Source organism: Mesorhizobium sp. J8 (assembly GCF_016591715.1).
GTDB lineage: Bacteria > Pseudomonadota > Alphaproteobacteria > Rhizobiales > Rhizobiaceae > Mesorhizobium.
Map to the genome: position 1 here is coordinate 4,257,947 of NZ_AP024109.1, position 14,977 is coordinate 4,272,923.

Genomic DNA, 14,977 nt, shown 5'->3' on the forward strand with positions numbered 1-14,977 from the left:
TTAGCCGGATTTTTTCACGAGAAGCGCTTGAGCTCGACCACGGCCAGATCGGAGCAGGATAATGGCGACCGGCTGCTGGCCGGCGACATCCGCGCGCTGCGCAAGGCGCGCGGTTTGACGCTGGCTGAAATCGCCCTGAAGCTTGGCCGGTCGGTCGGCTGGGTCAGCCAGGTGGAGCGTGGCCTCTCGGTGCCTTCGGTCGGCGACCTGCGGGCATTCGCCGATCTCTTCGATGTACCGATCAGCCTGTTCTTCAGCCATGACGTGCCGGTCGAAGAGGAGCGCGGCGTGATCGTCCGGGCCGGCCGCCGCCGCGTGCTTGGCACAAGTGAATCCGGGTTGGTGGAAGAGCTTCTGTCGCCCGATCTCGGCGGTAGCTTCGAGGTGGTGCGCTCGGTGTTCGCGCCCGGCGCCGAGATGAAGACGGCAGCACTTCGGCCGACTGAGGAAGCCGGATACATCGCATCGGGCCTATTCGACATCGAGATAGCAGGCGTCTGGCATCGGCTTGGCGAAGGGGACTCGTTTCGCTTCGAGGGAAAGCCTTATCGCTGGCGCAATCCGGGCACCGAGCCGGCGGTTGTCATCTGGGTGGTTTCACCGCCTGTCTATTGATTTACTTTGGAGGACAAAACATGGCGGGTTTGCCGACCACGGCGCGCGTGGTGATCATCGGAGGCGGCGTTGTCGGCTGTTCATCGCTCTATCATCTGTGCAAGGCGGGCTGGACCGACTGCGTGCTTCTGGAAAAGAACGAGCTGACCTCCGGCTCGACCTGGCATGCCGCCGGCAACGTGCCGACCTTTTCATCGTCATGGTCGCTGATGAACATGCAGCGCTACTCGACCGAGCTTTACCGGGGGCTCGCCGAAGCGGTCGACTATCCAATGAACTACCACGTCACCGGCTCGCTCCGGCTCGCCCATACGAAGGAGCGCATCCAGGAATTCCAGCGCGCCAAGGGCATGGGTCGCTACCAGGGCATGGACATCGACGTCGTCGGCCTTGACGAGATCAAACGCCGTTACCCTTTCATCGAGACGCACGATCTAAAAGGCGCGCTTTACGATCCGAGCGACGGCGACATCGACCCGGCGCAGCTGACCCAGGCGCTTGCCAAGGGCGCGCGCGACATGGGCGCCAAGATCGTCCGCTTCTGCCCGGTCACCGGCGTGCGCCGTGAGAACGGCGAATGGGTGGTCGAAACACCGCAGGGCGAAATCCGCTGCGAGATCGTCGTCAACGCCGCCGGCTACCGCGCCGCCGAGGTCGGGAAAATGTTCGGCCGCGACGTGCCGATGATGGTGATGAGCCATCAATACATCTTGTTCGAGGAAATCCCCGAGCTTGCCGCCTGGACGAAGGAACAGGGCCACAAGCTGCCGCTGCTGCGCGACGTCGACACGTCCTATTACCTGCGCCAGGAAAAGACCGGCATGAATCTCGGCCCCTATGAGCGCAATTGCCGCGCGCATTGGGCGACCCACAACGATCCGATGCCGGAGGATTTTTCCTTCCAGCTTTTCCCCGACGACCTCGATCGTCTCGAGCATTATCTCGCCGACGCCGTCGCTCGCGTGCCGATCCTCGGCACCGCCGGCCTTTCCAAGGTGATCAACGGACCGATCCCCTATGCGCCGGACGGCAACCCGCTGATCGGGCCGATGCCCGGCGTGCCGAATGCCTTCGAAGCCTGCGTCTTCACCTTCGGCATCGCGCAAGGTGGCGGTGCCGGCAAGGTGCTGGCCGAATGGGTGACGGAGGGCCAGACCGAGTGGGACATGTGGTCTTGCGACCCGCGCCGCTTCACGTCCTTCGCCTCGGCGCCCGATTATTGCGTCGCCAAGGGCATGGAAATCTACGGTAACGAATACGCCATCCAGTTCCCGCGCCATGCCTGGCCGGAGGGTCGCAACCGCAAACTTTCGCCGCTCCATGAGCGCATCAAGGCGCTGGGCGGCCAGTTCGATGCCTATAATGGCTGGGAGCGCGCGACCTGGTACGCGAAGCCCGGCGACGATACCTCCGAGGAAGCGACGCTGACCTTCCGCCGTGACGGGCCCTGGCAACGCGCGGTGCGCGAGGAATGCCTCGCCGTGCGCGACGCCGCCGGCATTCTCGACCTGCCCGGCTTCTCGCGCTTCAACCTCGAAGGCCCGGGCGCGGCCGACTGGCTGTCGCTCCAGGTCACCGGCCTCGTGCCGAAGCCCGGCCGCATCGGTCTCGTCTATTTCTCGGACGACAAGGGCCGCATCGTCACCGAAATGTCGGTGGTTCGCCATGGCGAGGACCAGATGACGCTGATCACCGCGGCGGTGGCGCAATGGCACGATTTCGAATGGCTGAAGTCGCGCATGCCGGCCGATGCTGCCTTCACGCTGACCGACCGGACGGAAGAATATTCGACCCAGATTCTCGCCGGTCCGAACTCGCGCAAAATCCTGGCCGAGGTCTGCGAGGCCGATTTGAGCCTGCCCTGGCTGACGCATCAGGAAACGACCATCGCCGGGCGCTGGGCGAAACTGGTGCGCGTCTCCTTCGCCGGCGAACTCGGCTGGGAAATCCACACCAAGGTCGCCGACACGCTGGCGGTCTTCGACGCCGTCTGGGCAGCCGGCCAGAAGCACGGCCTGACGCCTTTCGGCATGTATGCGCTGGATTCGCTGCGTCTCGAAAAAGGCTACCGCGCATGGAAGGGCGATCTTTCCACCGACTATTCGATCCTGCAGGGCGGGCTGGAGCGCTTCGTCAAATGGGACAAGCCCGATTTCCGCGGCAAGGCTGCTTTGCTCAATGAGAAGCAGCAGGGCGTGAAGAAGCGCTTCGTCACGCTGGTGGTCGAAAACCCCGGCGACTGCGACGCGCCCTATATGTCCACGCTCTGGCACGACGGCAGGATCGTCGGCGAGACGACGTCCGGCGGCTGGGGCCATCGCGTCGGCAAGTCGATCGCGCTCGGCATGCTGCGCGCCGACCTCACCGAGCCGGGTACAGCGGTCGAGGTCGAGATTTTTGGCGATCGCTTCAAGGCCGTCGTCCAGAAGGACGAGCCGCTGTGGGATCCGAAGAATGAGAGGTTGAGAGCCTGATGCCAAGACCATCCAAGCGCATCACCGCCATCGTGCCTTCGGGCAAGGATGGCTGGGAAGTCCACTTCGCTGCCTGGACCCGCAAGCAGGCCGGCGAGGACATCATCGTGCTTTCGGTCGGCGACCACGACTTCGACACGCCGTCGGAAACGATCGAGGCCTGCGTGACCGCCGTGCGCGAGAGCAACCATCATTATACGCCGCTCCCTGGCCTGCCGCGCCTGCGCAAGGCGATGGCGGCGGCATCTACCGCCTGCGGCGGCATCCCGACGGATCCCGACGAGGTGATCGCCACGGCTGGCGGCCAGGGCGCGCTCTATGCCGCCGTGCAGGGCGTGCTCGACCCGGGCGACCACGCCATCGTCGTCGCGCCCTATTACGCCACCTACCCCAACACCTTCAGCGCCGCGGGAGCCAGCTTCACCGTGGTCGAGACGCCGGCCGAGGACGGTTTTCAGCCACGCGCGGACATGATCCGCGCCGCGCTCAAGCCCAACACCCGCGCCATCCTGATCAACACGCCGAATAATCCGACCGGCGCCGTCTACTCGCGCGAACGGCTAGAAGAGCTGGCCGAAATCTGCAAGCAGCACGATCTCTGGCTGCTGTCGGACGAAGTGTACTGGACACTTGGCGGCGGAGAGCACATCTCGCCGCGCTCGCTTCCCGGCATGGCCGAGCGAACGCTGGTGATCAACTCGATGTCGAAAAGCCATGGCATGACCGGCTGGCGCATGGGCTGGCTGACCGGTCCGAAAGCGATGATCGCGCTGATGATCGATCTCAATCTGGTCACGACCTACGGCCTGCCGGCCTTCATCTCGATCGCCTGCGCCGAGGCGCTGGAGAACCACTATGGCGTGAAGGACATCGCCAAGCGCTACGCCGCGCGGCGCACCCTCTTCCTCGATGCCATGCGCGGCGCCAACGAAGTCACCGTGCGCGGCTCCGAAGGCGGCATGTATGTCATGCTCGACATCTCCGCCGTCGAGCCCGACGACGAGAAATTCGCCTGGGCGCTGCTCGACAAGGAAAAGGTCGGCGTCATGCCGGGCTCCAGCTTCGGCGACGCCGCCGCGGGGCATATCCGCATCAGCCTCTGCCAGCCTGAACCCATCCTCAAGGAAGCAGCGCTTCGCCTGCGCCGCTTCGCTTCCAACTATCGCCGCGAGGCCGCATGACCAGGACTGTCCCCAGCAAAGCCCGCGCCGTCATCATCGGCGGCGGCGTCTCCGGCTGCTCGGTCGCCTATCACCTGGCCAAGCTCGGCTGGACCGACATCGTGCTCTTGGAGCGCAAACAGCTCACCTCAGGCACCACCTGGCACGCTGCCGGCCTGATCGGCCAGCTGCGCGGCTCGCAGAACATGACGCGGCTGGCCAAATATTCGGCCGACCTCTACGTCAAGCTCGAGGCCGAGACGGATGTCGGCACCGGCATGCGCCAGGTCGGCTCGATCACCGTCGCGCTGACCGAGGAGCGCAAGCACGAGATCTATCGACAGGCATCGCTGGCCCGCGCCTTCGACGTCGACGTGCGCGAGATTTCGCCGCGCGAGGTCAAGGAGATGTACCCGCATCTCAACGTCTCGGATGTGGTGGGCGCCGTGCATCTGCCGCTCGACGGCCAGTGCGATCCCGCCAATATCGCCATGGCGCTGGCCAAGGGCGCGCGCCAGCGCGGTGCGACGATCGTCGAGAACGTCAAGGTCACCAAGGTCCATACCAAAAACGGCCGCGTCTCCGGCGTCTCCTGGACACAGGGCGAGGAGCAAGGCACGATCGAGACCGACATTGTCGTCAACTGCGCCGGCATGTGGGCGCGCGAGTTGGGCCGGCAGAACGGCGTCACCATCCCGCTGCACGCCTGCGAGCATTTCTACCTCGTCACCGAGCCAATCCCGGGCCTTTCCCGCCTGCCGGTGCTGCGTGTTCCCGACGAATGCGCCTACTACAAGGAGGACGCCGGCAAGATGATGCTGGGTGCCTTCGAGCCGGTGGCGAAGCCCTGGGGCATGGACGGCATCCGCGAGGATTTCTGCTTCGACCAGTTGCCCGAGGACATGGACCATTTCGAGCCCATCCTCGAAATGGGCGTCAACCGCATGCCGATGCTCGGCACCGCCGGCATCCATACCTTCTTCAACGGCCCCGAGAGTTTTACCCCCGACGATCGCTACTATCTCGGCGAGGCGCCCGAGCTTTCCGGCTACTGGATGGCGACCGGCTACAATTCGATCGGCATCGTTTCCTCCGGCGGCGCCGGCATGGCGCTGGCCCAGTGGATCAACGACGGCGAGGCGCCGTTCGACCTGTGGGAAGTCGATATCCGCCGCGCCCAGCCTTTCCAGAAGAACCGCCGCTACCTCAAGGAGCGCGTCTCCGAAACGCTCGGCCTGCTCTATGCCGACCATTTCCCCTATCGCCAGATGGCGACCTCGCGCGGCGTGCGCCGCTCGCCCTTGCACGAGCAGCTCAAGGCGCGCGGCGCCGTCTTCGGCGAGGTGGCGGGCTGGGAACGCGCCAACTGGTTTGCGCGCGACGGCCAGGAGCGCGAATACCGCTATTCCTGGAAGCGGCAGAACTGGTTCGACAACCAGCGCGACGAGCATCTCGCGGTGCGCAACGGCGTCGGCCTGTTCGACATGACCTCCTTCGGCAAAATCCGCGTCGAGGGCCGCGATGCCTGTGCCTTCCTGCAACGGCTCTGCGCCAATGACATGGACGTTGCGCCGGGTAAGATCGTCTACACGCAGATGCTCAACCAGCGCGGCGGCATCGAGAGCGACCTCACCGTGACGCGGCTTTCGGAAACGGCCTATTTCCTCGTCGTGCCCGGCGCGACGCTGCAGCGCGATCTCGCCTGGCTGCGCAAGCATGTCGCCGACGAGTTCGTCGTCATAACCGACGTCACCGCCGCCGAGGCCGTGATCTGCGTCATGGGTCCGGGGGCGCGAAAACTGATCCAGAAGGTCAGCCCGAACGATTTTTCCAACGCGGCCAATCCATTCGGCACGTTCCAGGAGATCGAGATCGGCATGGGGCTGGCCCGCGCCCACCGCGTCACCTATGTCGGCGAGCTCGGCTGGGAACTCTACGTCTCGACCGAGCAGGCGGCCCATGTCTTCGAGGCGATCGCCGAAGCCGGCGCCGATGTCGGCTTGAAGCTTTGCGGCCTGCATACGCTCGATTCCTGCCGCATCGAAAAGGCCTTCCGCCATTTCGGCCACGACATCACCGACGAGGACAACGTGCTGGAGGCCGGCCTGGGCTTTGCCGTAAAGACGAGCAAAGCCGGCTTCATCGGCCGCGACGCGGTGCTCAGGAAGAAGGAGGCCGGCCTATCACGCCGGCTGGTGCAGTTCCGCCTGAAGGACCCTCAGCCGCTGCTCTTCCACAACGAAGCGATCCTGCGCGACGGCCGGATTGTCGGCCCGATCACATCAGGCAATTACGGCCACCACCTCGGCGGCGCGATCGGCCTGGGTTACGTGCCATGCCAGGGCGAGAGCGAGGCGGATGTGCTGGGCTCATCCTACGAGGTCGAGATCGCCGGCGAACGCTTCGCGGCGGAAGCCTCGCTGAAGCCGATGTATGATCCGAAGGCGGAAAGGGTGAGAATGTAGCGCCGGCGTCCCCTTCTCCCCTTGTGGGAGAAGGAGACGGATGAGGGGTGTTCCAGCGGAGTGAGACGCTGGCGATTGTGGAGGCCCAACGCGGCCGAAGGTTAGCGCCAAGCTGGAGCACCCCTCATCCGGCCGCTTCGCGGCCACCTTCTCCCACAAGGGGAGAAGGAGAAACCGGCGCTTCAAAACCGCTCCAGCCTCACCCTGACCTTCCCCAGAAACGCCGCCCTCGTCTTCGGCGTGGACGAATCCATCAGATAATGCGCCAGGAAGAACGTCTTGCAGCGCGTGGCGCACAGCGCCCGCATGCCGCGCAGGATCGTCTTGCGGCCCGGCTGGCCGACGACCACGCTCCACCAGGTCGGCGCGCCGCAGGTGGTGATGACGCCGACCTTGGTGACATGCCGCATCAGCGACGTGATTCGCCCCTTGCCGGCCGGCAGCTTGAAGGCGATGTCGGTCGCCCAGACCCGGTCGAACCAGCCTTTCAGCATCGCCGGCAAGCCGTACCACCAGGTCGGATAGATGAAGAGGATCGCCTCGGCCCATTGCAGATGCTCGAAATGCGGTTCGAGAGCCGGATCCTCAGGCGCGCGGTCGTTATAGGAGCGCCGCTCCTCGCAGCTCATCACCGGATCGAAATTCTCGGCGTAGAGATCGAGCAGCCGCACGTCCCACCCCCTTTGCGTCAGCACCTCGATCGCCGTGTCGCGGATCGCCGCGCAGTAGCTTTCGGGCACCGGATGGCAATAGACCACCAGCACGCGCATCAGAATTGGTCCATGCTGGCGGCCACTTTAGCCATGAAGGCTTTGCGCGTCTCGTCGGTGGAGACGTTCATCAAATAATGCGCGAGATAAGAGACGGGAGCACCGGGTCTGATCGTGGCCCGCAGCATGCGCTTGACTATCTTGCGCGGCGGGTCGCCCATCAGGATGGCGCGAAAACGGCTGCCGCCATAGGTGGTGACGGCCGCCATCTTGCGGATGTTGTGCAGCGTCGGCCGCACCTTGCCGTCGACCAGCTTGAACGACACGCCGGGCAGAAACACGCGGTCGAAAAAGCCTTTCAGGATCGCCGGATAGCCGTAGTTCCAGACCGGAAACGACAGCACCAGCGCCTCGGCGTTCTTCAGCCTTTCGACATAGCCGGCGACGGCGTCGGCTGGGCCGCGCGGATCGTGGTAGCCGAGCCGCTCGGCGCGCGTCAGCCGCGGATCGAAATCCTCGGCATAAAGGTCGCAATCGTCGACCGCATGGCCAGCAGCGGAGAGACGCTCGACGATCGTCTTGTGCAAGCCGGCGTTGAAGCTGGTCTCCACCGGATGAGCGAAGAGGACGAGGATGTTCATCAGCTCGCCTTTTGCAGGCCTTTGAACAGGAACGTCCGGCCGGAGCGGTAGTCGTAGTCCGGGTTTTCCCAGGCGATCATCTTGCCGGGATTGAGCAGACCTTGCGGATCGGTCTCACGCTTGAAGGCGAGTTGGATCTCGTCCGTCTGCTTCATGCCGCCCTCTTCCAGCGTGTAGCGATGCGGGTTGAAGATCGGGCAGCCATTCTCCTCGTGCAGGCGGATGATCTCGTCCAGCCGCGCCTCGGTGGTGAACCTGACCAGCGGCAGGCCGAAGCAGGTGATGTTGCCGTCGAGCCGCACGAATTCCAGATGCGAGAACACCTCGCCCGGGAACATCGCGTCCATCTTTTCGACCAGCGCCAGTTGGTTGGGGAACGGATAGAGCGACTGCAGATAGGTGATCGACGGGTCGACGCGCAGCGCCCTCAGCGTCGTGTGATTCCAGGCGAGCTCATAGGCAGGCGGCAGGCCCTTCTTGTCCTCGTCGGTTGCGGTTGCCGCGCTGAAGATGACCTCGCCGCCGGCGCGCCTTGTGAAGGCGAGGAAGGCGTCGAGCCCGTGCCGTGCCACCATGACGACGCAGATGCTCTGCCCCTCGCGCAGGAACTTCTGGTGCCGCTTGAAATAGAGCTGGGGCACGGGTGCGGCGATCGGCGTGATCAGCTTGGTTAGGATGCCGTCCTGGCAGGCCAGCGCGTTGCCGTAGCGGGCGGCGCCCATGAAGCTGTCGAAGCCGACAATGACGTCGATCCATTCATAGGCGGCGGTCAGCGGCATCTCGACCTCGGTGATGATGCCGTTGGTGCCATAGGCATGCGTGACCTTGTGCAGGTCCTCGCCGGTGAGCTCGAGCGCCTTCGGCTCGGCCTCCATGGTGACGACGCGCAGCCGCAGCACATTGCCGAAATCGCGCAGGCCGCCGAAATTGATCGAGCCGACCCCGCCCGAACCGCCGGCGATGAAGCCGCCGATCGAGGCGGTGTTGTAGGTCGAGGGCGAGAGCCTGAGCTCCTGCCCGGAATGCGCCCGCGTCGCCTTGTCGATCTCGGCAAGGATTGCGCCCGGCCCGGTCACCACCCGCCCCGGCGCGATCGTCTTGATCTCGTTCATCTCGGCGAGGTTCAGCACCACGCCGCCCGACAACGGCATCGCCTGCCCGTAGTTGCCGGTGCCGCTGCCGCGCGGCGTCACCGGGACGCCATGCCGGTGGCATGCGGCAAGCACGCGGATCACCTCATCCTCGCTCTTCGGGGTGACGATCAGGTCGCCCTTGATGTGATCGAGTTGCGCCTTCAGCACCGGACTGTACCAGTAGAAGTCGCGGCTTTTCTGCTGGACGATGGCCGGATGGTCGTCGACCTTGATCCCGTCGAGATCGCGCTTCAGCGCTGCGATATCCATCATCTCACCATCAATTCGTCGAGTTCGGCATAATCGGGCAGCCGGCGTTCGATCGCCTTGCCGTCGCGCACGACGATGCGATCCGATTCGGGCCGCGACAGCAATTCGGTCCAGCTCCGCCCCTTGAAGACAATGAAGTCGGCGCTGCCGCCGACCGCTAGCGTGCCGGCGTCTTCAAGCCGCATCACTTCGGCCGGTGTAGCCGCGACCGCCCTCGGCCAGTCGCCTACCGGATGGTCGAAATGCAGGATGCGCGTCGCCATGCGGTAGACCTCCAGCATGTCGAGGTCGCCATAGGCGTAGAACGGATCGCGCGTGTTGTCGGAGGCGACCGCCACCTTGATGCCGCGCGCCTTCATCTCGTGCAGCAGCGTCACGCCGCGCCAGCGCGGGGTGGTGTGGTTGTTGCGGCGGTCCTGCAGATAGAGGTTGCACATCGGCAGCGACACCACGGCGAGCCGCGCCTTCGCCACCTTGTCCAGCGTGTCGAGCACCTCGAGGTCCGGCTGGCGCGCCAGCGAGCAGCAATGGCCGACCAGGATGTTGCCCTCAAAGCCGTTCCACAGCGACGCCTCCGCGATCTTCTTCAGCGAGATCGCCGCGACGTCGTCGGTCTCGTCGGCATGGAAATCGAGATCGATCCCGTGCTTGATGGCTTCAGCGAACACCTTGTCGAGCAGTTCCTCGAGATCGGGCACCATATAGGTGACGACGCCCAGCACGCCCTTGGCCGCCGCGACACGCTTGGCCAGCCGCTCGAACCACACCTTGTCGCGCACGCCTTCGATGCCGAGCAGGCACGCGGCCTGCAGGTCGATCCGCCCGCGCCACCTCTCCCGCATCGTCTCGAACACCGGCCAGGAGATCTCCTCCTGAGGCGGCACGGAGTCCAGATGCGTGCGCAAGGCCTTGGTGCCGTGCGCATAGGCCGAGCGCAGCGAAAAATCCATGCGGCGCGCGACGTCCTCCGCGTTCCAGCGCGCGGCGCGGTCGGCGCCGGTGGCATTGAGCGCGCCCATGAAGGTGCCGTCGGGATTGGGCTTTCGCGGCCAGATATGGCCCTTGTCGATATGGGTGTGGCAATCGACGAAACACGGCAGCACGATCCGGCCGGCAAGGTCGAGGGCATCGGCCTGGACTTTCGATTTGCCATGCACCGCAATGCTCGAAACCTTGCCGTCGGCGACCGATAGATCGGCAAGCGCGAAGCCGTCGCTGTCCAAGGCGGCCGCAAGGCCGGGTGTCAGCGAGGCATGCAGCCGGACATTGGCAAGCTGGTATGATGCTTTGTCCGGAATCAACTGCCGCTCCCTTGGGTGATGAGACGAACCACCCTAGTGCTCCTGCCTCAGCGCGCTCTCGTGCCAGCGGCGCAGGATGAGATGCGACACCAGCGACAGCACCAGGAAGATCAGGATGCCGGTGAGCGAGATCAGGATCAGCGCCGCGAACAGACGCGGCGCGTTGAGCCGGTAGCCAGCCTCGATGATACGCGAGGCAAGCCCCGACGACTGCCCCTGCGCGCCGGCGACGAATTCGGCGACCACGGCCCCGATCAGCGACAAGCCGCCGGCGATCTTCAGCCCGCCGAGGAAATAAGGCATCGCCGCCGGCAGCCGCAGATAGCGCAATTGCTGCCAGCGCGTCGCGCCGTTGAGCTTGAACAGGTCGCGCAAATTGCGGTCGACCGAATTCAGCCCGAGCGTGGTGTTGGACAGGATCGGAAAGAAGGCGACGATCCAGGCGCAGAGCAGCAGTTTGACGGTCTGGTTGTTCACATAGATGTTGATCAGCGGGAAGATGGCGACGATCGGCGTCACCTGCAGCACGATCGCGAAGGGGAAGAATGACATCTCCACCCATTTCGACTGCGCGAACAGCACCGCCAACCCGACGCCGCCAATGACGGCGAGCGCCAAGCTGAGGAAGGTGATCCGGAGCGTCACCAGCAGCGACGAGAACAGCAGGCCGGCGTCGCTGTGCAGCGTCTGCAGCACCACGCCCGGCCGCGGCAGGATATATTGCGGGATCTCGTTCCAGACGCAGATGCGGTCCCACAGCACGATCGCCAGCACCATGATCGCCAGCGGCAGCCCCCATTTGCCGATGCGCTCCAGCCGCTCCTGGCGGGCGCGGCGCGTCTCTTCCGGATCGAGTTTCAGCGCGGTGTCGTCAATGGCCGTCATGATGCGATCCTGCGGTTGAGTTGATGGCGTCGACCAGCACGTCCGAGGCCTGCCGGCAAAGCGCGGCATAGTCGGGCGAGGTGCGGAACGCCTCGTCGCGCGGATAAGGCGCGTTGATGGGGAGTTCGCCATGGACGCGGCCCGGCCGCGCGGCCATGACGACGACACGGCTGGACAGGAACACGCTTTCGAAAACGCTGTGAGTGACGAAGACGACGGTGAAGCGTTCGTCCTGCCACAGCTCCAGAAGATCGTTGTTGAGCTTGAAGCGGGTGATCTCGTCGAGCGCCGCGAAGGGCTCGTCCATCAACAGGATGCGCGGCTTGGTCACCAAGGCCCTGGCGATCGAGACGCGCATCTTCATGCCGCCGGAAAGCTCGCGCGGCACGGCGTTTTCGAAGCCGGTGAGATGGACCCGCGACAACATTTCCATCACGGCGGGTTCCGCCTTGGCGCGAGACACACCCTTCAGCCTCAGCGGCAGCCAGACATTGTCGAAGACGCTGGCCCAGGGCAGCAGCGTCGGCTCCTGGAAGACGAAGCCGGTGTTCGAGCGGTCGATCGAGCCGCGCCAGTCGAGCTGGCCCGAGGTCGGCGTCGACAGACCCGCGATCAGCCGTAGCGCCGTCGACTTGCCGCAGCCCGACGGGCCAAGCAAGCTCAGGAAATCGCCTTCCCGGATCGCCAAGTCGACCTTGCTCAGCGCCGTTACGCCGTTGGAAAAGACCTTGCCGACATTGCGCAACGCAAGCAGCATCGGGGCCGCGCCCGATGCCGCCGGCATATCAGCCACTTTCTCCTGGATCATCTCAGGCAGGCCGCCTTATTTCTTCAGCTCCAGCCCGACGCCCTTGTTGATGAAGGCCAGCGTGTAGGCCTTCTTGATGTCGAGGCCTGGCTGCGCGACCTTGGCCTTGACCATCTTGTCGTAAAAACTCTGGATGCGGGCTTCGTTCATCGTGCCGATGCCGAGCTTTTCCGAATCGCCCGAATCGACGATGCCGAACTTCTTCAATTGCTCGATCGAGAAGGCGATCTGCTCATCCGTCATGTCGGGATTGTCCTTCTTGATCATGTCGTTGGCGGCCTTGTTGTCGCCATAGAGGTACTTGTACCAGCCCTTGGCTGAGCCATCGACGAAGCACTGCACCACCTCTGGCCGCTTGTCGATCGTATCCTGCATCACCTCGATGGTCGTGGCATAGGTGTCCCAGCCATTGTCGGCAAGCAGGAACTGGTTTGGCATGAAGCCGCCCTGTTTCTGCACCGCGAATGGCTCGGAGGTGACATAGCCCTGCTGGATCGACTTCTTGTTGGCGATGAAGGGCGCCGGGTTGAACGTATAGGGCACGCGCTTGGCGGCGTCGAAGCCGAGATCGGTGACCATCCATTGGAAGAAGGTCTGCGCGCCTTCGTCACCCATGATGTACTGGTCGGCCTTCTTGAGATCCTCCCACTTGTCCAACCCTTCCCCCGGATGGGACATGATGACCTGCGGATCCTTCTGGAAATCGGCAGCGACGACACGCATCGGAATCCCTTGCTGCACGGCGTCGAAGGCGGAGAGCAGGTTGCCGCCCATGTAGAAATCGATCTTGCCGGCAAGCAGCATCGGCCGGCCGCTGACCTGCGGGCCGCCCTGCATGATGGTGACGTCGAGACCGCATGCGGCATAGGTGCCGTCGGCAATCGCCTGATAGTAGCCCCCATGCTCCGGCTCGGCGAGCCAGTTGGTGCCGAACGTAACCTTCTCGTTCGCGGCAGCGCTCAGCGTGCTCGCCGCCAGCAAGGCGATCGAGCCCGCCAGGATCTTCCTATTTCCGATCATAAACTCACCCTCTCTTGGCTCCGGCGCGCAACGCGCTGGGCTCGACACCATTGGTTCAAGAAGCAAGACACATGCCACCACCCGGGCCGCCCGCTTGCGCGGCAGTCATTGCCGAGACCGGAAGGGTCATGCTGTACGAAAGGCATCGTGCCCATTTTTTGAACGCCTGTCCACAATCGCCCTGGCGGCATGCACCGCATCTTGAAGGTTTCATGAATCGAGCCTTAGTCTGCGGGCGCACAGGAGAATGCTATGCTGAAATACCTCGCCCCCAAGACCATCAAGCCGCCCTTCGCGCGCTACAGCCACGGCGTCGAAATACCCGCCGGAAAGCGCCTGGTGCTGTGCTCGGGCCAATTGGGCATCGGGCCCGACGATTTCGTGCCGGATGATGCCGGCGCGCAGACGGAGCTTTGCTTCAAGAACATCGCCGCGATTCTGAGCGAGGCCGGGCTGACGTTGAACGACACCGTGCGCATAAACGCCTTCGTCACCGGCCGCGAGCACCTGCAGGCCTATATGGATGTCCGCAACCGGCTCTTTTCCGATCCCGCGCCGGCATCGACACTGATGATCGTTTCCGGCTTCGCCCGTCCGGAGTTCAAGGTCGAGGTCGAGGTGCTGGCGGCAGGCTAGCTGCTGCCGCGTACAGTTTTTAGATCTGGCCGGAAGGCAGACCAATCAGGAGACGAAAAGTGACGAAAAGACGTGTGTGGTGGGGCGACTACCGGACGACCGAATATGCCTCCATCGACGCCGAAGCGACCATCGCCGTGCTGCCGGTGGCCGCGATCGAGCAGCATGGCCCGCATCTTCCGGTCTCGACCGACACCTCGATCATGGTGGGCATGCTGGAGACGGTGATCGCGCGTCTGCCCGACGATCTCGACATCCGCATCCTGCCGGTCCAGGCGGTCGGCAAGTCGAACGAGCACCTGCATGCGCCAGGAACGCTCACCTTGCCCGCCACCACCTTGGTGGACGCCTGGACCGAGCTCGGCCTGTCGGTCGCCCGTGCCGGGGTGAGAAAGCTGATCATCGTCAATTCGCATGGTGGCAATGAAGAGATCATGGGCATCATCTCGCGCGAGTTGCGCGTGCGCGCCAAAATGCTGTCGGTGAAGACGAGTTGGCAGCGTTTCGGCCGCCCGGCCGGCATGTATACCGAGCTCGAGGACCGTCACGGCATCCATGGCGGCGATGTCGAGACCTCGCTGATGCTGCACTTCCGGCCCGACCTCGTCGACATGAGCAAGGCCGACAATTTCGTCTCCAATGTCGGTCGCGCCGAAAAGGAATTCGCCCTGCTGCGCCACACCGGCACCCACGCCTTCGCCTGGATAGCCAGCGACCTCAACCCCAATGGCGTGGTCGGCGACGCCTCGATCGCAACGGCCGAGAAGGGCCGCCTGACCGCGGAAATGCAAGCCGACGGTTTTATCAACCTGATCAGGGATGTGCGGAAGGCAAAGCTTGCGGAGTGGCTGTCGTAGCG

Annotated in this window: 13 protein-coding genes; 6 read left to right on the forward strand and 7 right to left on the reverse strand. The window is 64.2% G+C overall.

All coding sequences use genetic code 11. The features are described 5' to 3' along the window. Positions 1-27: 27 nt before the first annotated feature. From MJ8_RS20470 to MJ8_RS20485, 4 genes are read left to right on the forward strand one after another with little or no spacing between them, the layout of a single operon-like run. Positions 28-615, forward strand: coding sequence for a helix-turn-helix domain-containing protein (locus MJ8_RS20470; RefSeq protein ID WP_225247979.1), 588 nt, complete (start codon positions 28-30; stop codon positions 613-615). A 20-nt stretch (positions 616-635) separates the two neighbouring features. Further along, positions 636-3,089, forward strand: coding sequence for a GcvT family protein (locus tag MJ8_RS20475; RefSeq protein ID WP_201410572.1), 2,454 nt, complete (start codon positions 636-638; stop codon positions 3,087-3,089). Next, a complete protein-coding gene (locus MJ8_RS20480) occupies positions 3,089-4,270 on the forward strand; it encodes a pyridoxal phosphate-dependent aminotransferase (RefSeq protein WP_201410573.1) in 1,182 nt (393 codons plus the stop codon). Before MJ8_RS20475 ends, MJ8_RS20480 begins: the two co-directional genes overlap by 1 nt. Next, positions 4,267-6,714, forward strand: a complete 2,448-nt coding sequence (locus MJ8_RS20485) for a GcvT family protein (protein WP_201410574.1) — start codon at positions 4,267-4,269, stop codon at positions 6,712-6,714. Before MJ8_RS20480 ends, MJ8_RS20485 begins: the two co-directional genes overlap by 4 nt. Before the next feature lie 182 nt (positions 6,715-6,896). On the opposite strand, the gene MJ8_RS20490 is transcribed toward MJ8_RS20485, so the two are convergent. The 7 genes from MJ8_RS20490 to MJ8_RS20520 are packed head-to-tail and all read right to left on the reverse strand — an operon-like array spanning position 6,897 to position 13,482. Next, entirely contained in the window at positions 6,897-7,484 is a 588-nt protein-coding gene (locus MJ8_RS20490; protein WP_201410575.1) for an NAD(P)H-dependent oxidoreductase, read from the reverse strand. Continuing rightward, complete coding sequence (locus MJ8_RS20495; RefSeq protein WP_201410576.1) at positions 7,484-8,065, reverse strand: NAD(P)H-dependent oxidoreductase; 582 nt, start codon at positions 8,063-8,065, stop codon at positions 7,484-7,486. Before MJ8_RS20495 ends, MJ8_RS20490 begins: the two co-directional genes overlap by 1 nt. After that, positions 8,065-9,468: an FAD-binding oxidoreductase gene (locus MJ8_RS20500; RefSeq protein ID WP_201415511.1), complete on the reverse strand. Its 1,404-nt coding sequence runs from the start codon at positions 9,466-9,468 to the stop codon at positions 8,065-8,067. The genes MJ8_RS20495 and MJ8_RS20500 overlap by 1 nt, the downstream gene beginning before the upstream one ends. After that, entirely contained in the window at positions 9,468-10,769 is a 1,302-nt protein-coding gene (locus MJ8_RS20505) for a cytosine deaminase (protein ID WP_201410577.1), read from the reverse strand. The genes MJ8_RS20500 and MJ8_RS20505 overlap by 1 nt, the downstream gene beginning before the upstream one ends. 33 nt (positions 10,770-10,802) lie before the next feature. Further along, positions 10,803-11,654 carry an ABC transporter permease gene (locus MJ8_RS20510; protein WP_201410578.1) on the reverse strand — a complete coding sequence of 284 codons (852 nt, stop codon included), beginning with the start codon at positions 11,652-11,654 and terminating at the stop codon, positions 10,803-10,805. Beyond that, entirely contained in the window at positions 11,641-12,462 is an 822-nt protein-coding gene (locus MJ8_RS20515) for an ABC transporter ATP-binding protein (RefSeq protein WP_201410579.1), read from the reverse strand. Before MJ8_RS20515 ends, MJ8_RS20510 begins: the two co-directional genes overlap by 14 nt. 15 nt (positions 12,463-12,477) lie before the next feature. After that, positions 12,478-13,482, reverse strand: coding sequence for an ABC transporter substrate-binding protein (locus tag MJ8_RS20520; RefSeq protein WP_201410580.1), 1,005 nt, complete (start codon positions 13,480-13,482; stop codon positions 12,478-12,480). A 252-nt stretch (positions 13,483-13,734) separates the two neighbouring features. Between MJ8_RS20520 and MJ8_RS20525 the strand changes: the two genes are divergently transcribed. After that, positions 13,735-14,118, forward strand: coding sequence for a RidA family protein (locus MJ8_RS20525; protein WP_201410581.1), 384 nt, complete (start codon positions 13,735-13,737; stop codon positions 14,116-14,118). Positions 14,119-14,177: 59 nt separating this feature from the next. Beyond that, on the forward strand, positions 14,178-14,975 hold the full coding sequence (locus tag MJ8_RS20530; protein ID WP_225247980.1) for a creatininase family protein: 798 nt from the start codon (positions 14,178-14,180) through the stop codon (positions 14,973-14,975). The last annotated feature ends 2 nt before the right edge of the window (positions 14,976-14,977 follow it).

Coding starts and splice junctions, on each gene's coding strand:
- MJ8_RS20475 (WP_201410572.1), top strand. CDS start 636: ATGGCGGGTTTGCCGACCACGGCGCGCGTGGTGATCATCGGAGGCGGC.
- MJ8_RS20480 (WP_201410573.1), top strand. CDS start 3,089: ATGCCAAGACCATCCAAGCGCATCACCGCCATCGTGCCTTCGGGCAAG.
- MJ8_RS20485 (WP_201410574.1), top strand. CDS start 4,267: ATGACCAGGACTGTCCCCAGCAAAGCCCGCGCCGTCATCATCGGCGGC.
- MJ8_RS20490 (WP_201410575.1), bottom strand. CDS start 7,484: ATGCGCGTGCTGGTGGTCTATTGCCATCCGGTGCCCGAAAGCTACTGC.
- MJ8_RS20495 (WP_201410576.1), bottom strand. CDS start 8,065: ATGAACATCCTCGTCCTCTTCGCTCATCCGGTGGAGACCAGCTTCAAC.
- MJ8_RS20500 (WP_201415511.1), bottom strand. CDS start 9,468: ATGGATATCGCAGCGCTGAAGCGCGATCTCGACGGGATCAAGGTCGAC.
- MJ8_RS20510 (WP_201410578.1), bottom strand. CDS start 11,654: ATGACGGCCATTGACGACACCGCGCTGAAACTCGATCCGGAAGAGACG.
- MJ8_RS20515 (WP_201410579.1), bottom strand. CDS start 12,462: ATGATCCAGGAGAAAGTGGCTGATATGCCGGCGGCATCGGGCGCGGCC.
- MJ8_RS20520 (WP_201410580.1), bottom strand. CDS start 13,482: ATGATCGGAAATAGGAAGATCCTGGCGGGCTCGATCGCCTTGCTGGCG.
- MJ8_RS20525 (WP_201410581.1), top strand. CDS start 13,735: ATGCTGAAATACCTCGCCCCCAAGACCATCAAGCCGCCCTTCGCGCGC.